Source organism: Nocardia sp. NPDC019219 (assembly GCF_040632645.1).
GTDB classification, from domain to species: Bacteria; Actinomycetota; Actinomycetes; order Mycobacteriales; family Mycobacteriaceae; genus Nocardia; species Nocardia sputorum.
The window spans coordinates 1-20,359 of the sequence record NZ_JBEYCG010000013.1 but is presented as its reverse complement, the minus strand read 5'-3'; the positions used below and the strand labels follow the sequence as shown (position 1 = coordinate 20,359).

General features: G+C 69.4%; 22 protein-coding genes. 11 read left to right on the top strand and 11 right to left on the bottom strand.

The window, feature by feature from the left end:
• Position 1 precedes the first annotated feature (1 nt).
• On the top strand, positions 2 to 703 hold the full coding sequence (locus ABZ552_RS22900; RefSeq protein ID WP_281875955.1) for a GntR family transcriptional regulator: 702 nt from the start codon (positions 2 to 4) through the stop codon (positions 701 to 703).
• A 4-nt stretch (positions 704 to 707) separates the two neighbouring features.
• On the opposite strand, the gene ABZ552_RS22895 is transcribed toward ABZ552_RS22900, so the two are convergent.
• Positions 708 to 1,580 (bottom strand): NERD domain-containing protein, encoded by an 873-nt coding sequence (locus ABZ552_RS22895; RefSeq protein ID WP_281875956.1) that lies wholly within the window; start codon positions 1,578 to 1,580, stop codon positions 708 to 710.
• 207 nt (positions 1,581 to 1,787) lie between these two features.
• Between ABZ552_RS22895 and ABZ552_RS22890 the strand changes: the two genes are divergently transcribed.
• On the top strand, positions 1,788 to 2,321 hold the full coding sequence (locus ABZ552_RS22890; RefSeq protein ID WP_357439817.1) for a carboxymuconolactone decarboxylase family protein: 534 nt from the start codon (positions 1,788 to 1,790) through the stop codon (positions 2,319 to 2,321).
• Here the strand turns inward: ABZ552_RS22890 and ABZ552_RS22885 are convergent.
• Positions 2,318 to 3,094 carry a TetR/AcrR family transcriptional regulator C-terminal domain-containing protein gene (locus ABZ552_RS22885; RefSeq protein WP_357439595.1) on the bottom strand — a complete coding sequence of 259 codons (777 nt, stop codon included), beginning with the start codon at positions 3,092 to 3,094 and terminating at the stop codon, positions 2,318 to 2,320. The genes ABZ552_RS22890 and ABZ552_RS22885 overlap by 4 nt on opposite strands.
• A 122-nt stretch (positions 3,095 to 3,216) precedes the next feature.
• Between ABZ552_RS22885 and ABZ552_RS22880 the strand changes: the two genes are divergently transcribed.
• Positions 3,217 to 3,594: a VOC family protein gene (locus ABZ552_RS22880; RefSeq protein ID WP_357439592.1), complete on the top strand. Its 378-nt coding sequence runs from the start codon at positions 3,217 to 3,219 to the stop codon at positions 3,592 to 3,594.
• Positions 3,595 to 3,841: 247 nt separating this feature from the next.
• On the opposite strand, the gene ABZ552_RS22875 is transcribed toward ABZ552_RS22880, so the two are convergent.
• Positions 3,842 to 4,690, bottom strand: coding sequence for an SDR family oxidoreductase (locus tag ABZ552_RS22875; protein WP_281875961.1), 849 nt, complete (start codon positions 4,688 to 4,690; stop codon positions 3,842 to 3,844).
• Between the two features lie 95 nt (positions 4,691 to 4,785).
• Between ABZ552_RS22875 and ABZ552_RS22870 the strand changes: the two genes are divergently transcribed.
• Both ABZ552_RS22870 and ABZ552_RS22865 read left to right on the top strand, forming a co-directional pair.
• A complete protein-coding gene (locus ABZ552_RS22870) occupies positions 4,786 to 5,184 on the top strand; it encodes a helix-turn-helix domain-containing protein (protein ID WP_281875962.1) in 399 nt (132 codons plus the stop codon).
• A gap of 47 nt (positions 5,185 to 5,231) precedes the next feature.
• Positions 5,232 to 5,660 (top strand): PPOX class F420-dependent oxidoreductase, encoded by a 429-nt coding sequence (locus ABZ552_RS22865; RefSeq protein WP_357439814.1) that lies wholly within the window; start codon positions 5,232 to 5,234, stop codon positions 5,658 to 5,660.
• A 114-nt stretch (positions 5,661 to 5,774) separates the two neighbouring features.
• Here ABZ552_RS22865 and ABZ552_RS22860 read toward each other — a convergent pair whose 3' ends face one another.
• Positions 5,775 to 6,482 carry a polysaccharide deacetylase family protein gene (locus ABZ552_RS22860; RefSeq protein WP_281875964.1) on the bottom strand — a complete coding sequence of 236 codons (708 nt, stop codon included), beginning with the start codon at positions 6,480 to 6,482 and terminating at the stop codon, positions 5,775 to 5,777.
• A gap of 127 nt (positions 6,483 to 6,609) precedes the next feature.
• Positions 6,610 to 8,013 carry a dihydrolipoyl dehydrogenase gene (gene lpdA / locus ABZ552_RS22855; protein ID WP_281875965.1) on the bottom strand — a complete coding sequence of 468 codons (1,404 nt, stop codon included), beginning with the start codon at positions 8,011 to 8,013 and terminating at the stop codon, positions 6,610 to 6,612.
• 131 nt (positions 8,014 to 8,144) lie between these two features.
• On the opposite strand from lpdA, the gene ABZ552_RS22850 reads away from it, so the two are divergent.
• Positions 8,145 to 9,212 carry an AraC family transcriptional regulator ligand-binding domain-containing protein gene (locus ABZ552_RS22850; RefSeq protein ID WP_357439588.1) on the top strand — a complete coding sequence of 356 codons (1,068 nt, stop codon included), beginning with the start codon at positions 8,145 to 8,147 and terminating at the stop codon, positions 9,210 to 9,212.
• A 160-nt stretch (positions 9,213 to 9,372) separates the two neighbouring features.
• Entirely contained in the window at positions 9,373 to 10,389 is a 1,017-nt protein-coding gene (locus ABZ552_RS22845) for an NADP-dependent oxidoreductase (protein ID WP_357439585.1), read from the top strand.
• 25 nt (positions 10,390 to 10,414) lie between these two features.
• Here ABZ552_RS22845 and ABZ552_RS22840 read toward each other — a convergent pair whose 3' ends face one another.
• Positions 10,415 to 11,389: a membrane dipeptidase gene (locus ABZ552_RS22840; RefSeq protein ID WP_357439582.1), complete on the bottom strand. Its 975-nt coding sequence runs from the start codon at positions 11,387 to 11,389 to the stop codon at positions 10,415 to 10,417.
• Between the two features lie 222 nt (positions 11,390 to 11,611).
• On the opposite strand from ABZ552_RS22840, the gene ABZ552_RS22835 reads away from it, so the two are divergent.
• Entirely contained in the window at positions 11,612 to 12,154 is a 543-nt protein-coding gene (locus tag ABZ552_RS22835) for a hypothetical protein (RefSeq protein WP_281875969.1), read from the top strand.
• 33 nt (positions 12,155 to 12,187) lie between these two features.
• Positions 12,188 to 14,245 carry a prolyl oligopeptidase family serine peptidase gene (locus ABZ552_RS22830; protein WP_281916419.1) on the top strand — a complete coding sequence of 686 codons (2,058 nt, stop codon included), beginning with the start codon at positions 12,188 to 12,190 and terminating at the stop codon, positions 14,243 to 14,245.
• Here the strand turns inward: ABZ552_RS22830 and ABZ552_RS22825 are convergent, their stop codons facing one another.
• The 4 genes from ABZ552_RS22825 to ABZ552_RS22810 all read right to left on the bottom strand — a co-directional run bounded on the left by ABZ552_RS22825 (position 14,246) and on the right by ABZ552_RS22810 (position 17,431).
• Positions 14,246 to 15,103, bottom strand: a complete 858-nt coding sequence (locus ABZ552_RS22825) for an alpha/beta fold hydrolase (protein WP_281875972.1) — start codon at positions 15,101 to 15,103, stop codon at positions 14,246 to 14,248.
• A 48-nt stretch (positions 15,104 to 15,151) separates the two neighbouring features.
• A complete protein-coding gene (locus ABZ552_RS22820; RefSeq protein ID WP_281875974.1) occupies positions 15,152 to 15,757 on the bottom strand; it encodes a TetR/AcrR family transcriptional regulator in 606 nt (201 codons plus the stop codon).
• Between the two features lie 351 nt (positions 15,758 to 16,108).
• Complete coding sequence (locus ABZ552_RS22815; RefSeq protein WP_281875976.1) at positions 16,109 to 16,909, bottom strand: HAD-IIA family hydrolase; 801 nt, start codon at positions 16,907 to 16,909, stop codon at positions 16,109 to 16,111.
• A 201-nt stretch (positions 16,910 to 17,110) separates the two neighbouring features.
• Positions 17,111 to 17,431, bottom strand: a complete 321-nt coding sequence (locus tag ABZ552_RS22810; RefSeq protein WP_201298008.1) for a helix-turn-helix transcriptional regulator — start codon at positions 17,429 to 17,431, stop codon at positions 17,111 to 17,113.
• Positions 17,432 to 17,477: 46 nt separating this feature from the next.
• Between ABZ552_RS22810 and ABZ552_RS22805 the strand changes: the two genes are divergently transcribed.
• Positions 17,478 to 18,650, top strand: coding sequence for an MFS transporter (locus ABZ552_RS22805; RefSeq protein WP_357439576.1), 1,173 nt, complete (start codon positions 17,478 to 17,480; stop codon positions 18,648 to 18,650).
• A gap of 43 nt (positions 18,651 to 18,693) precedes the next feature.
• Here ABZ552_RS22805 and ABZ552_RS22800 read toward each other — a convergent pair whose 3' ends face one another.
• Positions 18,694 to 19,146, bottom strand: a complete 453-nt coding sequence (locus ABZ552_RS22800) for a MarR family transcriptional regulator (protein WP_357439574.1) — start codon at positions 19,144 to 19,146, stop codon at positions 18,694 to 18,696.
• 117 nt (positions 19,147 to 19,263) lie between these two features.
• Between ABZ552_RS22800 and ABZ552_RS22795 the strand changes: the two genes are divergently transcribed.
• Positions 19,264 to 20,262: an SMP-30/gluconolactonase/LRE family protein gene (locus tag ABZ552_RS22795; protein WP_357439571.1), complete on the top strand. Its 999-nt coding sequence runs from the start codon at positions 19,264 to 19,266 to the stop codon at positions 20,260 to 20,262.
• Positions 20,263 to 20,359: the final 97 nt, after the last annotated feature.

Here is a 20,359-nt window from a genome sequence, read left to right as displayed (position 1 = left end):
CGTGGCCCACCACAGGGGCCGGATCCCGTTGCGCGAGCAGGTGTACGACTCGTTGCGCCGGGATCTGGCCACCGGAGCCATCGTGCCGACCGAGCGGCTTCGGGAAGAGCGCCTCGCCGAGGCCTACGGGGTGTCGCGCACCCCGGTGCGGGAGGCGTTGGCCCGCTTACAAGCCGACGGCCTGGTCGAGCGTCTCGCCGACGGCCTGTATCCGTACCGGCCGAGGCTCGACGAACTCGATCACCTCTACGAGTTGCGCCTCGTCCTGGAAACCAGGGGCATGCGACGCGTGGGGCCGCCCGGCACGGCGCCTGCGCACGATCTGGATCTCGTGCGCGCGGAGCTCGACGCCTGGCGCGCACTGCGCGACGACCCACCGGAACCGGGACCCGCGCTGGTGGCCGCCGACGAACGGTTCCACACCACCTTGCTGGCGGCCGCGGGCAACGCCGCACTCGCCGACGCGCTCACCGCCGTGCACGTCCGGGTGCGCCCGGTGCGCACGCTGGACGTGCCGACGCCGGAACGGATCGCCACGATGACCGCCGAGCACATCGCGGTCGCCGAGCATCTGATGTCCGGCGCCGTGGATGCGGCGCTGGACACGCTCACCGCCCACGTCACCACCTCGCGCACGCACGTGCTGGCCCGTGCGGAGCACGCGCTGCGCCTGACCAAACTGGGCCGAGCCGTGCGGGATTGACCGCTCAGCAGCTCTGTTGGAAGGGGAAGCACTGGGTGGGACGGTACGCGGGCGGCGACGGCGTCGGGCTCGTCGTGCCGGTCGCGGGGATCGGCTGCGCGGAGTCGTGCGCGAGCGCGGTGGCGATCACGCCGAGCACGAACAGGACGCCGACCACGGCGATGACGACGACGGACCACCCGGCATACGCCTGGCTCTTCGTCGCGACGCCGGGCGTCGGCTCGACTCGCGGCTTCGGTGTGCGCGCGATGGTGGTGACCGGCTCCGGCGCGTGCTCCTCGAAACCCGCTTCCAGGAGTTCCGCGCGGGACGGGGCGAGTTCCGCCAGACCGAGCGCGCCGCACGCGCCGATCACCCGGTCGGCGGTCCAGTCCCGCGGTCCCGCGGAGAACCCCTCCAGGTAGATACGCAGTTCCGTCGCGTCGGTGACGTTCCCGACGACCACGTCCAACCCCGGGCGCAGATTCGTGCGCGCCGGGCGCACCACGGCTCCGCGGAACGGGACGAGCACCACCGCGCCGCTGATGTGCCCTGGATCCTGCAGCGCCCGCTCGAGCATGCGCTTGACCGCGTACATCCCGTGCTCCACGCGCTCGGCGGGGCTCCCGGACTCCGGGTCGTCCAATTCCACCGGCGCGTCGCTGATCTTCCACGGCCCATCGGCCGGTGTGCTCAGAATGCCGCTCTGCCTGCGCTGGAATCCATGCACTTCCAGCACGGTCAGGCCACGCGGGGTCCACACCACCGCGTCGACGCGCCGATTGTCCGCCTCGATATCGACCACGGCGAGGCCGGTCGTCGGATACGACCGCAGGCACGCGACGAATTCCCGCTCGGCGCCGGAAAGCTCCGCTCCGGGCCTGATCCTCACCAGCATCTAATCCCCTGCCGACCTGTTGTCCACACCTGACGCCACGGTGACCAGCACCGGTACTGATGATGACGGGGTACCCCGCCGAAAACCACTCCGAAAGCAAAAGAATGGTGGCGCGCTGCACGGGATACTGCCAAGTAGGCTCTCTCTCGGTCGGCACCGACGCCGGCCACAGACCACGCGGAGGTGGCAACCGGCATGGTTTCAGCGCTGCAACCACGCATCTCACCCGGACGGCTCCGGGAACTCGGCCCGCTCAACTGGCTTGTCTGGCAGGTACTTTCCCGCGCCGCTGGCACCGGCGACGCCCATTTGTTCAGCACGCTCGGCCGTACCGGGGGACTGTTCCGCGGCTGGCTGCACTATTCGGGCAAACTCATGCCGGGCGGGCGGCTGCCCCGCCACGAGTCGGAACTGGTCATCCTCCGGGTCGCGCATCTGCGCGGCTGCGACTACGAGATGGACCATCACATCCGGCTCGGCCGGCGCGCCGGGGTGACGAGCGAGATCCTGGAGCGGCTGCGCGAGGGCCCGGCGGCGGCAGGCTGGTCGGACAAGCATCGGGCGCTGCTGGCCGCCGTGGACCAACTTGTCGAGACGCGCGACCTCGACGACGACACCTGGGCCGAGCTGGCGAAGCACTACGACGAGCGCAGCCTGATCGAAATCGTGCTGCTCATCAACCAATACGACGGCCTGGCCACGACCATCACCGCCCTGCGCATCCAGCGCGACGGCGTCTAGCGGTCGGCGGACGGCCCCTCGATGCGGCGCGCCAAACCGTCCAGCACCAGCGTCAAGCCGAACTCGTAGGCGTGCTCGGCGCTGTAGGCGGCGTCGTGCGCCTGGCCCGCCGCGGCGCCGACGCGCGCGGCCAGCGGGTAGCGCTCCGCGTCGAAGACCCGCGCGAGAACCGGCGCGGCCCGTTCCCACCACTGCCCGTCGGACATGGCGCTGTCGGCCGCCGCACGCGCGCTGTCGATGGCGATGCGGGCGACGGAGGTGACGAAGCCGAGCACGAACGTCAGTGCGGCGTCCATGGCGACGTCATCGAGGCCGAGTCCCGCGAACGCGGCCAGCTCGTGGTCGTATTTGGCGGCGAGACCGGGTCCGAGCGGCGGCCGGGTGGTCGGCAGATACGCCACCCACGGATGCCGGGCCAGCATGGCGCGGTTCTCGGCCGCGATCCGGATGACCCGCTCGCGCCAGGACAGGCCGGTGAGGTTTCCGCGCTCCATCTGCGCGTACACCGTGTCCAGCATCAGATCGATCAGCTCGGCCTTGCCCGGCACATACGTGTAGGTGGCCATGGGGGTCAGGCCGAGCCGGTTGGCGACCGCGCGCATCGTGAGCGCTCCGATGCCGTCCGCGTCGGCGATCTCGATCGCGGCGGCCACGACCGCCTCGACGCTGCTGCGCTGTTTCGGGCCCCGGCCCGACTCGGCCGGCACTCGCCATAGCAACTCCAGCGTGCGCACCGGGTCGCCCGCACCGCTGCGTTCCTTCGGCTGTCCCATTGCCGCCTCCTCCATTGCCGCGCCGCACCGATGGTATCGATGTGACGCAGCTCATAGTGACTCCCGGCCGCTTTTCCTCTACAAAGTATAATGTACTTAGTACAGCTTACCGAGGAGGGCCTATGAACATCACCGCTTCCGCCATCTCGCTCAATGTCCCCGATCCGGCCGCCTCGGCGAAGTTCCTCATCGACCACCTCGGCTTCGAGGAGAAGATGTCGGCCGACGGATTCGTCTCGCTGGATCGCGCCGACGCCGGCCTGAACGTGATCTACCTGCGCACCGGACTGGCGAGTTTCAAACCGAAGAGCGCGGCGGGCAGCGCGGGCGAAGGCCTGCTCGTCGTCTTCGTCGTCGACGACATCGATGCCGAGTACGCCCGGTTGCAAGGCGAGGGAGTGCCGATCGTGACGCCCATCGAGACCGAGGAATGGGGCGAGCGGTACTTCCAGATGAGCGACCCGAACGGGATCGTCGTCCAGTTGGTGCAGTGGGTGTGAGCTGTGTTCGATCGGCCGCGACTGCGTCGCGGCGTGTTCGCATGCTCGATCTCGCTTCGCTCGAAAGACGTAGTCGAGCTGGGCTGAGCACGTATCCGGCCGAACTCGGGACGCACAGCACGCGCAGACAGCAGTCGGGCGGCGATCGGCGCCCTCGGTTGGCACTACCTGCGATGGGCCAGGCGTGGGCAACGAAGTCACCACACCTGGCCCATCGTCCTTTGGCAGGAGAAGCCACCGGAGGGGTTCAGGCGAGCGCCGCGCGGAAGACCTCGACCGCCGGGGTGGCCGGTCGCCCGAGGAGTTTCTCCAGGTCACCGGAGCGCACATCGAGGATGCCGGTGGCGATGCCCGCGTCGGCGTCGGCGAGCGCCTTCGCGTAGACGTCGGGCAGGCCGGCCTGGCTCAGCACGGCGGCATAGTCCGCTTCGGGCAAGTTCTCGTAGCGCACCGGCTTGCCCGACGCCTCCGAAATCGCCTGTGCCAGCTCGGCATAAGTGAGCCGCTCGCCGCCACCGAGTTCGTACACCCGGCCCGCGTGACCATCGGTGGTGAGCACACGGGCGGCCGCTTCGGCGTAGTCGGCGCGCGCCGCGCCCGCCACGCGCCCCTCACCGGCAGCTCCGTGCAACACCCCCGACTCCACCGCGTGCGCGAGGCCGCCCACGTAGTTCTCCCAGTACCAGCCGTTGCGCAGCAAGACGTGCGGCACGGACGATTCGGCGAGCACCGCCTCGGTGCCCCGGTGTTCCTGGGCGAGGATCAGCGGGTTGTCGGCCGCGTTCGGAATGCTGGTGTAGGCGAGCAGTCGCACGCCCGCACGTTCGGCCGCGCGAATCACATTGGCGTGCTGGGCCACGCGCGCGCCGAACTCGTTGCCTGAGATCAGCAGCACCCGGTCGACGCCGTCGAGGGCACGCTCCAGCGCGGCCGAGTCGTCGTAGGCGGCCTGCCGGACGTCGACGCCGCGTTCGGCCAGATCGGCCACTTTCCGGGGATCACGCACGATCGCGACGGGCGTCGACCCCGCGCGCAACAACTCCTCCACTACAAGTCGGCCCAGCTGGCCGCTGGCTCCGGTGACGGCGACGGTCATGACTGCCTCCCAAGGTACGATTTGCATAGTACTAACTATTCGTAAGCACTATGCATTCCGCCGCCACTGCGGTCAAGTTCGCTACCATGACGGTCATGACCACCCAGCGCACCGTCTCGGCCGAGGCCGACGACCCCACGCTGGAAGCCGACGTCTTCGCGCGCAACTGCACCTCACGGCCGGTCCTGCAGAATGTCGCCAGCCGCTGGGGCACCTTGGCCCTGGTCGCGCTGCGCGAAGGCCCGTATCGGTTCAGCGCCCTGCGCAGGCGGGTCGACGGCGTGAGCGAGCGCATGCTGTCGCAGACCCTGCAAGCACTGGAACGTGACGGTATGGTGCATCGCGAGGTGCAGGAGACGATCCCACCGCGCGTGGAATACACCCTCACGGAACTGGGCGCCGAGGTGGCCGCACACCTGGAGGCACTGATCCAGGTGCTGGAAACCAACATGCCCCGCGTGCGAGCGGCCCAGGCGGCCTACCACCGCGACTGACCGGCCGCGACGGGGAAGAGACCCGCCACGCGATGGGTTACACGGGCATGGAACTCGCCGCCGCAGTCGATTTCGCCCGCGATCACCGCAGGTCCGTACTCACTACGATCCGCCGCAACGGACGCCCGCAATTGTCCAACGTGCTGCATGTCGTCGGCGACGACGGCCGCATCCGCATCTCGATCACCGCCGACCGCGCGAAGTATCACAACCTCGTCCGCGACCCTTGGGCGGCGCTGCATGTGACCCGTGAGGACTTCTTCGCCTATGCCGTGCTCGAAGGCCCGGTGGAACTCACCCCCGTCGCCACCGCGCCCGACGATCCCACCGTCGACGCGCTCGTCGACTACTACCGCACCGCGAACGGCGAGCATCCGGACTGGGACGAGTACCGCGACGCGATGGTCGCCGATCGCCGCGCCCTGGTGCTGTTCACGCCGACGCACGCCTACGGGATGCTTCCGGCCGCCGGTTAGCCGAATGGATTCCGCGCCGCCCCTTCCGAGTCTTCCGAGGTCCGCGATCGGGCAGTGGTCGGCGACGGCGGAATCGGCGCCGGAGGCGCCCACGGCGAGTCGACCCGGCGCGGATCAGCGCGACATCAGATCGGAGACCGTGACGAATTGGTAACCGGCGGCGCGTAATTCGGCGACGATGCGGGGAATGGCGGCGATCGACGGCTCGGCGTTCCCGTGCATGACGTGCAGCAGGACGATCGAGCCAGGACGGACCTTGCCGAGGGTCTCGGCGACGATGTCGTCCGCCGTGGCGCCCGCCTTGCCCGAATCGGGCTCCACGTCCCACGTCACGGTGACCCGGTCGTGCTCGGCCAGGTAGTGCGGCAGCACCCACAACTTCTTGCCGTAAGGCGGGCGGAACGTGATGGGGCCGACGTAGCCGGTCCGCATGATCTCGGCGTCGGTGCGCTCCACCTCGTCACGAACCGTAGCGGGCGTGACGAAGACCATCCGGCGATGCGAATAGGTGTGGTTGCCGATCTCGTGGCCCGCCGCGGCGATCGCCCTGCCGTACTCCGGGTGCGCGGCGAGATCGCGCCCGTTCAGGTAGAAGGTGGCCGGAACCTGCGCCTCGGCGAGCACTCGCAGCACTTCGGGGGCCCGGTCGGACGGTCCGTCGTCCAAGGTCAGCGCGACCACCCTGGCGTCGGTGTCCACCCTGCTCACGACGTGACCGGCCAGCTGGAAGGTGCGCGCCTTCGTCAGGTAGAAGGTGCCCGTCCCCAGCAGCACCACCACGACGAGCACCGGCACACTTCCGATCAGCCACCTGCGAAACATGCACGCTGTATAGCAGACCGCCGACGCCCGCGCCGACCGCCGACTTCCCTACCGGTGCGGAAACTCTTGCCGGACAGACGAAAAGGGCGCGCGATCAGCGACCGCACGCCCTTTCTCCGCGACCGGATCAGAAGTTGATCATGTGGCCGGCCAGGCCGTGGAAGGCTTCCTGGAGGGCCTCGCTGAGCGTCGGGTGGGTGTGCACGTTGCGGGTCAGCTCGTTGACCGTCAGATCCCACTTCTGCGCGAGGGTGAGCTCGGGCAGCAGCTCGGAGACGTCCGGGCCGATGAGGTGCCCGCCGATCAGTTCGCCGTACCTGGCGTCGGCGATCAGCTTGACGAAACCGGTCGGGTCGCCGAGACCGTGCGCCTTGCCGTTGGCGGTGAACGGGAAGGTCGCGACCTTCACGTCGTAGCCCTCGTCGCGGGCCTGCTGCTCGGTCAGGCCGAAGCTGGCGACCTGCGGCTGGCAGAAGGTGGCGCGCGGCATCATCCGGTAGTCGCCGAGGGTGACGGTCTCCGCACCCGCGATGGTCTCGGCCGCCACCACGCCCTGCGCCTCGGCGACGTGCGCGAGCTGCAGCTTGCCGGTGACGTCGCCGATCGCGTAGATGTGCGGCACGTTGGTGCGCATGTAGTCATCGATCCCGATCGCGCCGCGGTCGGTGACCACCACGCCGGTGGTCTCCAGGCCGTAGCCGTCGACGCGCGGGGCGAAGCCGACGGCCTGCAGCACCTTGTCGACGGTGACGGTCTCGATCGAGCCGGACTTGTTGTCCTTGATCGCGACGGTGACCTTGGCGCCGTCGTCCTCGATGGACTGCACGGCCGCACCGGTGGTGATGGTGATGCCGAGCTTCTTGTACTGCTTGGTGATCTCCTTGGAGACGTCCGCGTCCTCGTTCGGCAGCGCGCGATCGAGGAACTCGACGATGCGCACGTCGACGCCGTAGTTCTTCAGGACGTAACCGAACTCCATGCCGATCGCGCCCGCGCCGACGATGAGGATCGAGCCCGGCAGGTCACGGGTGAGGATCTGCTCCTCGTAGGTGACCACGTTGGCGCTGAGCCGGGTGCCGGGCAGCAACTTGGTGACAGTGCCCGCCGCGATGATCGCGTTGTCGAACGTGATCGACTCGGTGCCGCCCTTGCCGAGCTCGACCGAGAGCGAGTTCGGGCCGGTGAAGGTGCCCTTGCCGTCGAACTCGTCGATCTTGTTCTTCTTCATCAGGAAGTGGACGCCCTTGACCCGGCCGTCGGCGACCTTGCGGCTGCGGTCGAAGGCGACCCCGAAGTCGAAGTTCACCTCACCGGAGATGCCGAAGGTCTTCGCCTCCTTGGTGAAGATGTGGGCGAGCTCGGCGTTGCGCAGCAGCGCCTTGGACGGGATGCAGCCCACGTTCAGGCACACACCACCCCAGTATTTCTGCTCGACGATCGCTGTTCGCAAGCCGAGTTGAGCGGCGCGGATCGCGGCGACGTATCCGCCGGGACCAGCACCGAGAACGACGACATCGTAGTGGGAAGTCACGCCCCGAGCCTAACTCCGCGATGCAACCCGCACGCACCCGTACCCCACAACTGTGCGGCGTGGTTCACACCGATCGCGGAACTTCCCCCGATCGGGAAGAACGCGCCGGTCGCGCGGCGTTAGCATGCCGCGTGAGCAGCCGTTTCGATCCGATCGCGGCACCCGTTGCCAACGACGCGGGAACACTGTCGGATCCACTCGACGGGACCGCTTCCACCCATCTGACCCGGCTGGTCCGCGACACCGCCGCGGACGCGGGAGTCCGGCCCGAGGTGCTGGCAGCCGTTCCCGGAACCGATGACGCCACACTGACCGGCGAATTGAACCGGATTCCGCTGCGCTCGGTGCTCCGGCTGTGGGATCTGCTGGCGCACAGCACGACCGGTCCCGGCGCGGGACTCGCCGTGGCCGCCGCCGCACCACTCGGCACCCTCACCACCTGGGACTACCTGGTCACCAACGGGCCGACGCTGGCCGATGCCCTGCGCGCGGCTGAGCCCTACCACCGCCTGGTCACCGCGGCCGCGGAGGAGTTGACGCTGAACGATGACGGCGCGTTGCGCGTCGCCTTCCGCACCACCGCGCCCGACCCGGCGACGGCCGCGACGATCACCGAGTACGTACTCGCCTACTACCTGCGCCGCGCCCGCGAAGCCACCGGCCGTCCGGTAGTTCCCGAACGCGTTGTCTTCAGTGGTCCCGCGCCGGCCGACCACCGGGTGGTCATCGAGGCGTTCGGCACCGACCGCATCGAGTTCGGCGGGCCGGTCGACGCGGTTGTCTTCGCCGAAGCCGACGCGCGCGCGCCGCTGGTGCGCGCCGATCCTCGGCTGGCGGAGTTGCTGCGCAGTCACGCCGACCTCGTGCTGGCCACCGCCCGGCCGATCGCGGGACCGCTGGAGTCCTTCCGGATCGCGCTCGCGGCGGCGATCGATGACCGCGACGCCTCGCTCGGGGCCGTCGCACGCAGGTTGGCGGTGAGCACCCGCAGTTTGCAACGACGACTGTCCGAGCAGGACACCACGTGGCGCGCAGAATACGACCGCGCCCGCTACGAGCGGGCACGCGTCCTGCTCGCCGAGGGCCGGTCGACCACCGCGGCAATCGCCGGTCGGCTGGGATTCGCCGACGACCGGGCGCTGCGCAAGGCCTACCGGCGGTGGAGCGGCTCACCCCCGTCGGGAGCCGGAAAGCGCTGACGCCCGGAGGACTTCGCGCAGCGCGGCGGCGCGTCGGGACCGGTTGATGGCGGCGCGGGACCTGGGAGCGGAGCCGAAGCGCTCGTAGCGTCGTGGATGCCGGAGAGCCGACGCATTTCGGACACCCGGCCGCAGCGCAACCCGGACGGAAGGCACCACCATGACCGACGCGACCATCCCGAGCACCGCACGCGAGATCCACCTCGCCGCACGCCCGACCGGCGTGCCGACGGTGGCGAACTTCGCGCTGGTCGAACGACCGCTCCCCGCACTCGCCGACGGGCAGATCCTCGTCCGCAACACCTGGATGTCGGTCGACCCGTACATGCGCGGGCGGATGGACGACCGTCCGTCGTACATCGCACCGTTCCAGGTAGGGGAAGCCCTGGAGGGCTCGGCGGTCGGTGCGGTGATCGCGTCGGCGTCCAGCATCCCGGTGGGCGCGACGGTCACCCATTTCGCTGGCTGGCGCGACTATTCGGTGGTCGACGCCGACACCGCGACGCCGGTCGACACCTCGCTCGCCGCACCTCAGCACTACCTCGGCGCGCTCGGCACCACCGGTTTGACCGCGTACGCGGCACTCGTCGACGTAGCGCGGGTCGAGCCGGGCGACACCGTGTTCATCTCCGCGGCGGCGGGCGCGGTCGGCAGCGTGGCGGGGCAGATCGCCAAACGGCTCGGCGCGGCCCGGGTCGTCGGTTCGGCGGGCGGCGCGGTCAAGACGGCGCTGCTACTCGACGAGTTCGGCTTCGACGCCGCCATCGACTATCGGGAAGGCGATCTCGCGGGGCAGCTGGCGGCGGCCGCACCGGGCGGCATCGATGTGTACCTCGACAGCGTCGGCGGCGAACACCTGCGGGTCGCGGTCGAGGCCATGCGTCCCACCGGCCGCATCGCACTGGTCGGAGCGATCAGCGGCTACAACGGCGCCACCGGCGAGCCGGGCCCGGACCTCTACCTCGCCGCCGTCAAGGAACTCGCCCTCCGCGGGATGCTGGTCACCAGCTATCTCCCCCGCTTCGGCGAATACATCGCCAAGGCCGCCGGCTGGCTTGCCGACGGCACCCTGCGCACCCGGCAAACCGTGTACGACGGACTCGATCAAGCTCCCACCGCCTTCCTCGGCGTCCTTTCCGGCGCCAATACCGGCAAAATGCTGGTCCGCCTCCCGTGAGCAGCCGGGCACCAACGCGAAGGGCTCAGGTTCGCCAGACCTGGCGGGCGACGCGGCGGAAGTTCTCGCCGAAGACCGCGGCTCGGTCGGCGGGGGTGAAGCCGCGGGCGGCCAGGGCCTCGTCGAGGCCGGGGACGTCGGAGGCACCGGTCAGGTCTTCTGGTGGGACCCACTGCAACGGACCGTATTTGGTGTACGCCTCGGAGAAAGCGCCCGGGTTGTTCGCCATCTCGGCGTTGAAGTCCTCGGCGTCGAAGGAGTAGTCGGAGCCGATGCCGATGTGCTCGACGCCGACGAGTTCCGCGCCGTACTCGATGTGCCGCGCCATCGCCGCGATCCGCTCGGCGCGCTCGCCTGCCGCGTTGCGTCCGAGGAAGATGCCGACGCCGTTGATCCCGATCACGCCGCCGGTCGCGGCGCAGGCGCGCGCTTGGTCGTCGGTGATATTGCGCGGGTGGTCCCAGAGCGCGGCGAAGTTGGAGTGGCTGTAGATCATCGGGACGACGCTGAGCTCGGCCAGTTCCAGCCCGGTGCGCCGGGAGCAGTGCGAGCCGTCGGCGAAGACACCGGCTTCGTTGAGCGCGTGGACGAGGTCGCGCCCGTATCCGGTGAGGCCGGTGTCCTCGGTGTCCAGGCATCCACAACCCGCGGCGTTGGCGTGGTTGTAGGCGGGCAGCAGCGACCGCACGCCGAGTTCGGCGAAACGCGCGACGTTGTCCAGATCGCCGCCGAGCGGGCCGGAGTCCTCCAAATCGAACGCGAGCGCGATGGCGCCGGGCGCTCCGACGTCGTCGATGCTGTCGACCAGATGAAACCGCCCGTCCGCCACAGCGGCACGGCGAAATCGCTCCAGCAGCGCCAGCGAGTCGGCGGTCGACTGCCGGGAGTATCCGACGTTCACCGACAAATACGATCCGGCCGGGTAACGGGCGAGGTCGCCGATGCGTGCGGCAGGCGTCAGCGGCAGACAGCAGTGCTGCTCCCAGAGGAAGGGTGGCAACCTCGAACCTCCTGGTCGGATCGGCCTCGCCAGCAGCGATCCTACTGTCCGCACCGAGCGAGCATCGGCACGCGGCGAACGGTCGGCGGCTCCCGGCTCCGCGTAGCTACCGAGTTGCGATAGCGGCCAACATATTTCGACGCCATCGCCGGTAACAGGGCGCCCACCTGGACCGATGCATGAAGTACATCAATCCTCCCGTGCCCCGAAGGCGGTGCGACCATGCGTCGCTTGCTTCTGCTGTTGTTTTCCTTCGTGACATTCGCCGGTCTCTGGATCGCGCCCGCCCCGGCGTCCGCCGCCCCGGCGTGCGCGTCCGGTTGGGGGTCGATCCCCAAGACGAGCCAAGCCCGGTCGCTCGCGCCGCTGACCGGAGTCCGCGCCGGCCGGCACGACTGCTTCGACCGCCTGGTGTTCGACGTCGCCGGACCGGTGACCGGCTATCACGTCGGTTACGTCGAGCGGGTCGTCATGGACGGCTCCGGAGCGCTTGTCCCGCTGCGCGGCGGAGCGTTCCTGAGCATCACCCTCAACGCTCCCGCCTACGACGACTCGTTCACCCCCACCTACAACCCGTCGAACCGGACGGAGCTCGCCGACGTGCGGGACCACCGGACCTTCCGCCAAGTGGCCTGGGCCGGCTCCTTCGAGGGCCAGACCACGATCGGCGTCGGCACGCGCGCCCGGTTGCCGTTCCAGGTGTCCACCCTCACCGGGCCGGGCGGCGGATCGCGCGTCGTAGTCGACGTAGCGCACTCCTGGTGAACCCGCGCCGCGCCGCTCGGCCACAATGTGGGGATGAGCGGCGTTGAGCGGACTGTGACCGACCCCTACCTCTGGCTGGAAGAAGTGACCGACGAGCGCGCCCTCGACTGGGCTCGCGCGCACAACGCGGTGGTGCACGCCCGGTTCGCCGACTCCGAGCGCTTCCGCGACCTGGAGCGTCGCATCCTCGACATGCTTGACACCGACACCAAGATCGCCTACCCGGCGCGCCGCGGCCCGTGGCTGTACAACTTCTGGCGCGACGCCGAGCATCCGCGCGGCCTGTGGCGGCGCACCACGCTCGCGGAGTACGCCGAAGACTCGCCGGACTGGGACGTGCTGATCGACCTGGACGCGGTAGCCGCCGCCGAGGACGAGAACTGGGTGTGGGGCGGGGCGGCGGTGCTGCGCCCGGAGCAGTCCCGCGCGCTGATCAGCCTGTCACGGGGTGGTGCGGACGCGAAGGTGGTCCGCGAGTTCGACCTCGAGCGCAGGGTGTTCCTCGAGCCGGCCGACGGCGGCTTCTTCCTGCCGGAGGCGAAGTCGGAGATCCGCTGGATCGACATCGACTCGGTGTACGTCGGCACCGACTTCGGCCCCGGTTCGCTGACCGATTCGGGATACCCGCGGATCGCGAAACGCTGGCGCCGCGGCACCGCCCTGGCCGACGCGATCACTGTTTTCGAGGGCGAGAGCGGCGATGTCGCGGTGTCGGCGGGCTACGACCGCACCCCGGGTTACGAACGGCACTACGTCGGCCGCGCCACCGACTTCTTCAACGAAGAGGTCTACCTGCTGGAAGCCGGCGGCACACTGCGGTACCTGGACCTGCCCAGCGACGCCGATGAATCCTGGTACAAGGACTGGCTGCTGGTACGGCTGAAGTCGCCGTGGGAAGTCGGCGGCGCGAGCTATCCGGCGGGCGCGCTGCTGACCGCCGACTTCGAGAAGTTCCTGGCCGGCGACCGCGATTTCGAGGTTCTCTTCACCCCGGACGCGCACACCTCGCTGCACGGCTACGGCTGGACCGAGAACCACCTGTTGCTGGTCACGCTCGAAGACGTGCAGACCAAGCTCTACGTGCTGACGCCGGGGACGGACGGCTGGCGCCGCGAGCCGCTGGCCGACACCCCGCCGATGGCCACCACCAGCGTGCTGAACCTCGACCCGCTGGACAACGGCGACGAGTTCATGCTCAACACCAGCGGATTCACCACTCCGGCCACGCTGCTGACCGGCGCGGTCGGCGAGCGCACCGAGCGGCTCAAGCAGGAGCCCGGGTTCTTCGACGCCGACGGCGTGGTGACCGAGCAGTTCTTCGCCACGTCCGACGACGGCACCAAGGTGCCGTACTTCGTGATCCGCCATCGTGACCGCGAGGGCTCCCCCGGGCCGACCATGATGTCCGGCTACGGCGGTTTCGAGGTGTCGCGCACCCCCGCCTACAGCGGCGCGTCGGGCATGGGGTGGCTGGAGCGCGGCGGGACCTGGGTGATGACGAACATCCGCGGCGGCGGCGAGTACGGGCCGCAGTGGCACACCTCGGCGCAGAAGGCCAACCGGCACAAGGTGTACGAGGACTTCTCCTCGATCGCGAAGGACCTCGTCGCGCGCGGCATCACCACCGCGGATCAGCTCGGCGCGGTCGGGGGCAGCAACGGCGGACTGCTCATGGGCGTGATGCTGACCCGCTATCCCGAATTGTTCGGCGCGATCGTCTGCCAGGTGCCGCTGCTGGACATGAAGCGCTACCACTTGCTGCTCGCGGGCGCCTCCTGGATGGCCGAGTACGGCGACCCCGACAAGCCCGAGGACTGGGAGTACATCGGCAAGTACTCGCCCTACCAGAACGCCCGCGCCGACCGCGCCTACCCGCCGATCCTGCTCACCACCTCCACCAGGGACGACCGGGTGCACCCCGGCCACGCCCGCAAAATGGCGGCGCTGCTGGAGGAACAGGGCCACGAGGTCTGGTACCACGAGAACATCGAGGGCGGCCACGGCGGCGCGGCCGACAACAAGCAGTCGGCTTTCCAGGCGGCGCTGATCTACGAGTTCTTCACCCAGATGCTGATCGAACGCCGCGCCTGATCAACGGTCGCGCAGCCACTTCTCGATCTGGTCGACGGTGCTGGTGTACTGGCGGATCCAGCCGTTGTGCCCCAGTGGCTCGGGCTGCCGCCAGCGCGTCACCTCGGCGTTGGGCAGCTTCTCCAGCAGGTGCTCGGCGGAGCTGGGCGGGGTGAGGTCGTCGCCGGTCATCGTGATGGACAGCACCGGAAGCTTCAGCCGCGCGATGCGCTCCTCGTAGTCGATGTCCGCGCCGACCGGGACGAACCGGCCGGTGCGGGCCAGCCGGGCCCAGTCGGAGATCAGCACCTTGGACTGGCGGCCGAAACCCATCGAGACCCGGTCGCCGGGCCAGAAGCCGGCCAGGTTGGCCGTCAGCGAGATGGCCGTGGTGCCGACCAGCATCCCCGGACCCGAAAGTCCGCGATAGCCACGGTAATACGGCGTGCCGGACGCGACCAGGACGAGCCCGCCGAGCCTGCCGCGGATGCGCGCGGCGTACATGACGCCGAGCTGACCGCCCATGCTGTGCCCGAGCAGATACGGCGTGCTGTCCGGGAACTGCTCGCGGACCACCTCGAAGATCGCCGGGAAGTCCACCGAGACCAGCTCGTGGTAGCCGTACGTGCTGGCGGAACTCGGCTTCGGCCTGCTGTCGCCGTTGCCGCGCAGCTCACCGATGGCCACGTCGAACCCGCGCGCCGCCAGGCCCGCGGCGAACAGTTCGTAGTAACCCGCGGGGACGCCGAGGCCGGGCACGATGACCAGCACCGGGCGCGGCGTATCCGGGGTGACCGGGTGCCGGTGCGCGCCCCCGGCGGGGATCAACCGCACCGGGACCGTGGTGCCGTCCGGCATCTGGATCGGAACTGTCTGCATCCCCGCACGTTACCGCGCTCGTCACCGCCGATCCCGCGGACCGGAACGCTAGGCGCGCACCGCGCCGATGATCACCCTGCTCAGCACCCGGATCACGTCGTCGAGCGGCGGGCGCGGCTCCGCGCCGCTCCAGGAGTCCACCACATAGTTGACGCCGCCGATGATGGCGAGCATCCGCATCTCGTAGTCGCCGGCGGGAATCTCGCCGTGCAACGCGGCGTCTTCGGCGGCGCCGGCCAGCAGCGAACCCCATTCCCGGCGCACCGCGAGCCGGAATTTCTCCACCTTCGGGCCCGCGCCGACCACTTCCACCAAGGCGACGCGCGCCTTGCGCGGATCGGATCCGATCGATTCGACGTAGGCGCGGACGGCCGCGTCGATGACGTCCAGCGACTTCGCCCCGGACTTGGCGTCCAGCGCCTTCTTCACCGCGTCCCGCGACTCCCGGTCGATCTGCTCGTACAGCTCTAGGAGTAGGGACTCGCGACCGGTGAACTCCTCGTAGAACTGTCGCGAGGAGAGTCCGGCGTCCTTGCAGATGGCGCCGACCGAACTGTTGGCGTAGCCGTCCCGCGCGAAGACCGTCAGGCCTGACTCCAGAAAACGCGCACGCCGCTGACGCTGCCGGTCCTCCACGGGTTGCCCGGCATACATTCGACCCGTATTCGCATCCTGTGACATTGGGGCAGACAATACAGAAGGGCCCGAACTCATCGTCATGGATCGGGCCCTTCGTTACAACCCTCGGCCGACAATGCGTTAGCCGAAAGTTGGCTGAGCAGTTGCTACCTCATTGATCGGTCGCCGAGCCGAAGCCCGGCGACCATAGTAGTTTGCGCACAAGCACGCTCATCAGCGAATCGAGCATCCGGCAACTCCGATCTGTCCGTGAGACATTCCTTGTCACTGGCTATTTGCCGGAACAGACGATACCCAGCAGTGCCGCGATTGCGGGCAATTTTAGAGGGAAACTGTAGAATTTTTTGTTTCATTCCGATTCGTCGGTTACGGCGGGTTCGCCCGACCCCCTTGCCGGGCCAGCAATTCCGGCAGCGCGGCCACGGAATCGATCACGTGATCGGGCGGGCGATCGGCCGACGCCAGCACTCCCGACCGGAATTTACCGGTGCGCACCAGCACGCCGGTCAACCCGGCGTCTTGCGCCGCGAGCACGTCCGAATACAGGTCGTCACCGATCATCAGAACCTCCGCCGGGTCGAGCCGCATCAACGCCGCGGCGGTCCGGAAGCCGGGCGCGGCGGGCTTGCCGACCACCTCGATGCGCGCGTTGCCCGCCGCCTCCAGTCCGGGCAGGTACGCGCCCGCGTCGACGCGCAGTCCGTCCGCCGTCGCCCAGGTCAGCCCGCTGTGCATCGCGACGACGGGCACGCCGTCCAGCATCAGTTCCACCACCCGGCTCAGCGCCGCATGGCTGAATTCCGGTCCAGCGCCGCCGATCACCACCACGTCCGGATGATCGTCGTCGAGTGTGAGGCCCGCGAGGTCGGCCTCGATGTCGCCGTGGTTGAGCACCCAGACGGCGGCTCCGGGATAGCGGCCGCGCACGAACTCGGCGGTGAGCCGTGCGGCGGTGACGATCTCGGCGGGCTCGACGTCGATACCCGTGTCGCACAGACGCTTCGCGATCTCGTCACAGGTGCGCGAAGTGGTGTTGGTCAGGAAGGCGCGGCGCAGCCCGCTCTCCCGGATCCGGCGCACCGCGGCGGCCGCGCCCTCGATCTCCTGCCAGGAGGTCACCAGGACGCCGTCGATGTCGTAGAGCACACCTCCGATCCGGTCCGGCATGGCTTCAGCGTACGACCGGTCCGCTCGCCCGGCACGCCGACCGCCCCTCGGGACATCGGCGCTGTGCAGGCTGCGCGACGAACATCTGCCCGTCCGATCACTGATGCCGGGGGCCGACGGCGAGGCGGCCCGCGGGTCGATGCCCACGGCGGCAGGGTTTCTCGTGCGCCGCACCGGCCGGGGACGCGCCCGGCGGGCGGGTCAGCGCTGAGCGCCGGTGATGACCGCGTCCAGCAGGCCGGGGAAGCGCTGCTCCAGGTCGTCGCGCCGTAATTCGACCAGCCGATTGCGGCCGGAGACGAAGGTCGTCGTGATGCCCGCGTCGCGCAGCACCTTCCAGTGGTGCGAGGCGGTCGCCGCGGTGATCTCCACGTCGAACTCCCGGACATTGCAGCTCAGCGGTTCGCGCTCCCCGGCAAGCGCGCGCACCAGCTCCAGCCGGACCGGGTCGGCGAGGGCGCTGAGCACTCGGACCAGATCGATGTCGGCGGTGCTCGGCTGCGGCAGCGGGCGCATCTCCATTCTCCGATCGTTTGACAACAATCGAATCATACCCGACCCTCATTCCATGATGCTTCGACAACCATCGAACAATCTCTATCGGTCGCTCCTTCCGCTCGCCGTGGGCACTTTCGTGCTCGGCACCGACGGCTTCGTACTCAGCGGCCTGCTACCGCTGATCGCCGCCGACCTGCACGTCTCGGTGGCCACCGCCGGGCAGCTGACCACGATGTTCGCCTGGACCTATGCCCTCGCCTCCCCGGTGATCGCCGCGGCGACCGGCTCCTGGGATCGCCGCTGGGTACTCGGGGGCGGCGCCGCGCTCTTCGTCATCGGCATGATCGGGCAGGCCGCCGGGGAAAGCTTCGCCATCATGGCCGCGGCGCGCGTCGTGGCGGCGATCGGGGCGGCGGCGTTTCAGGCCAACGCGTTCGCCGTCGCGGGCGTCGTAGCCGATGACGCCCACCGGGGACGGGCGCTGTCGATCGTGACCGCGGGCATCACGCTGTCCAGCGTCGCGGGCGTGCCGATCGGCATCTTCGCCGAGCGCTGGGTCGGCTGGCGCGGCGTGCTGTGGGGGATCGCGCTGGGCGGGGCGGTAGCAGCGGTACTCGTGCTGCTCCTGCCGCGGGTGACGCTGCCGAGCACGAGCCTGCGCGACCGGATCGGCGTGCTGACCCGGCCGCCGGTGCTGCGCGTGCTGATCGTGACGACAACGCAGATCACCGCCGTCTACACCACCGTGGTCTACCTGCCGGTCGTGGTCTCGGCCTCGGTGCCGCAGACCATGCTCGCCTGGTTGCTGCTGGCCATGGGCATCGGCCAGGTGATCGGCAACGCGCAGGCCGGTCGGGCGGTCGACCGCTACGGCCCGCGGCGCACGCTGATCGTCGGGCTCGCGGGCGCGCTGGCCGGCCTGGCGCTGCTCGGCGTGGCCGTCCCTGCCGCATGGGCGGTGTTCGTCGTACTCGCCGTCACCGGGCTGTTCGGTTCGGCGATCCTGGTCCCGCAGCAGCACCGCCTCTTCGGCATCGCCCACGACGCGCCCACCGTCGCCCTCGGCCTGAACGGATCGGCCATCTACCTCGGCGCGGGCCTCGGGTCGATCATCGGTGCGACCGTGCTGGAATCCCACGGCGCCGAGTGGCTGCCGTGGACCTCAACACTCATCGCCTGCCTGGCGCTCGCGCTCGCCCTCGCGAAGATCAAGTCTCCGACCGCGATTCCGGTTCCCGCCTGACCCGACCCGAGAGGGGCGCGGCCCCCGGTCGCGCCGCTCTTCACTAGGCGGCGGGACCGGGGCGGATCGAGTCCAGCCGGTCCGCGCATCGAGTCAGCAAGTCCTGCAACGTAGCCCGTTCGGCGTCGGTGAACTCCTCGGCGAGGGCCCGTTCGACCCGGACCGCGCGGACGTCCGCGTCGCGCATCACCGCCGCGCCCTTGTCGGTCAGCGTGGTCTCCAGGACGTTCTTGTGCCACGGGTGCGGCGTGCGCTCGATGAGCCCCCGATCCTGCAGATTGCCCAGCACGGTGTTCATCGACGGCGGGGTGACGCCGCAGAGCCGGGCCAGGGCGGCGGCCGAGATGCCGGGATTCTCCGCGAGGAACAGCAGTGCGGCGTACTGCGGCACAGTGACTCCCGCCGGTTTCAACGCGGCGTTCTTGGCCGTGTTGAGGGCCTGCTCGGCACGTTTGAGATACGAGCCGATCCGTTGGGCGGCGGGCAACGACGTCATAACCGCATGGTATCCGTGCGTCACATCATATGAACCTTGACGGATATTAGAGTTCTAACTTAGATTCATAGACGTTTTCAAATGTGAATGCATTAGATAGAACGGACTCGTATCTCGATGCCCCACGCACTTCCCCACCGCCTGCTGTCGAGCCTGGCCGCGGCGAGCGCCTGCGTCACGCTCGCCGCGTGCGGCGCCGGTGACACGCCCAGCGCCGCCGTCCACACCGTGTACGAACTCCCCGGCGACCGCGTATACCCGGAAGGCATCGCGGTCGACGCGCGCACCGGCGACGTCTACGTCGGCTCGTACACCACCGGCGCCGTCTACCGAGCGACCCCGGACGCCCGGCGCGCCGAAGTCTTCCTGCCCGAAGGCGCAGGCAATCACAAGACCGCCAACGGCTTGAAAGTCGACGCCGCGGGGCGGCTGTGGGTGACCGACTCGACCACCGGTGTCGCGGTATACGACGTCGCGACCCGCGCTCTGCTCGCCGACTTCACCGTGCCCGGAAGCGATCCCCGCTTCGTGAACGATCTCGCCTTCACCCCGGACGGCACGGCGTATCTGACCGACAGCACGCGGGCGGTCGTCTATCGCGTCACCCAGGACCAACTGGCCGCGGCCAGAGCGCAGGGCGGGCGCGCAGAACTGAGCCCGCAGTTCGACCTACGCTCCGTGCTGCCGCCGATCGAGCCGGGCGGCTTCAGCCTCAACGGCATAGTCGCCGACCCGGCCGGCCGCTATCTGCTCACCGTCGACATGCCGCGCGGCGACCTGTACCGGATCGCGCTGTCGCCCGAAGCGAACCCGATCGGCAAGGTCACCCTGCGTGGCGGCGATCTCCGCCAGGGCGACGGACTCGACCTGCGCGACGGCACCCTGTGGGCCGCGCACAACACCACGAACACGATCAGCCGCTGGACCGTCTCCGGCGACGGGGCCACCGCGACGCTGGACCGCCAGCGCAGCGACGAGGCACTCGCCATCCCGACGACCCTGGCCCGCGCCGGCGACCGGACCCTGATCGTCTCCTCGCAGTTCGACAAGGGTGGTCCGATGGGCCCCGGCAGCCCGAAGACGCCGTTCGCCGTCGTCACCCTCGACGGGATCTGACGCCGGAAACGCCGGAAGCCGGCCCACCTCGCGGTGGGCCGGCTTCCGGCTGGTATAAAATTTGAACCCGCCCAGGTAGCCCAACGCCAGACCCCCG

Bases quoted from the DNA above. Each gene is read 5' to 3' on its own strand.
- ABZ552_RS22830 (WP_281916419.1), top strand. From the start codon at position 12,188: ATGAGCGGCGTTGAGCGGACTGTGACCGACCCCTACCTCTGGCTGGAA.
- ABZ552_RS22805 (WP_357439576.1), top strand. From the start codon at position 17,478: ATGATGCTTCGACAACCATCGAACAATCTCTATCGGTCGCTCCTTCCG.
- ABZ552_RS22885 (WP_357439595.1), bottom strand. From the start codon at position 3,094: ATGGGACAGCCGAAGGAACGCAGCGGTGCGGGCGACCCGGTGCGCACG.
- ABZ552_RS22820 (WP_281875974.1), bottom strand. From the start codon at position 15,757: ATGTATGCCGGGCAACCCGTGGAGGACCGGCAGCGTCAGCGGCGTGCG.
- ABZ552_RS22870 (WP_281875962.1), top strand. From the start codon at position 4,786: ATGACCACCCAGCGCACCGTCTCGGCCGAGGCCGACGACCCCACGCTG.
- ABZ552_RS22865 (WP_357439814.1), top strand. From the start codon at position 5,232: ATGGAACTCGCCGCCGCAGTCGATTTCGCCCGCGATCACCGCAGGTCC.
- ABZ552_RS22815 (WP_281875976.1), bottom strand. From the start codon at position 16,909: ATGCCGGACCGGATCGGAGGTGTGCTCTACGACATCGACGGCGTCCTG.
- ABZ552_RS22810 (WP_201298008.1), bottom strand. From the start codon at position 17,431: ATGGAGATGCGCCCGCTGCCGCAGCCGAGCACCGCCGACATCGATCTG.
- ABZ552_RS22825 (WP_281875972.1), bottom strand. From the start codon at position 15,103: ATGCAGACAGTTCCGATCCAGATGCCGGACGGCACCACGGTCCCGGTG.
- ABZ552_RS22835 (WP_281875969.1), top strand. From the start codon at position 11,612: ATGCGTCGCTTGCTTCTGCTGTTGTTTTCCTTCGTGACATTCGCCGGT.
- ABZ552_RS22895 (WP_281875956.1), bottom strand. From the start codon at position 1,580: ATGCTGGTGAGGATCAGGCCCGGAGCGGAGCTTTCCGGCGCCGAGCGG.
- ABZ552_RS22800 (WP_357439574.1), bottom strand. From the start codon at position 19,146: ATGACGTCGTTGCCCGCCGCCCAACGGATCGGCTCGTATCTCAAACGT.
- ABZ552_RS22860 (WP_281875964.1), bottom strand. From the start codon at position 6,482: ATGTTTCGCAGGTGGCTGATCGGAAGTGTGCCGGTGCTCGTCGTGGTG.
- ABZ552_RS22880 (WP_357439592.1), top strand. From the start codon at position 3,217: ATGAACATCACCGCTTCCGCCATCTCGCTCAATGTCCCCGATCCGGCC.
- ABZ552_RS22795 (WP_357439571.1), top strand. From the start codon at position 19,264: ATGCCCCACGCACTTCCCCACCGCCTGCTGTCGAGCCTGGCCGCGGCG.
- ABZ552_RS22845 (WP_357439585.1), top strand. From the start codon at position 9,373: ATGACCGACGCGACCATCCCGAGCACCGCACGCGAGATCCACCTCGCC.
- ABZ552_RS22875 (WP_281875961.1), bottom strand. From the start codon at position 4,690: ATGACCGTCGCCGTCACCGGAGCCAGCGGCCAGCTGGGCCGACTTGTA.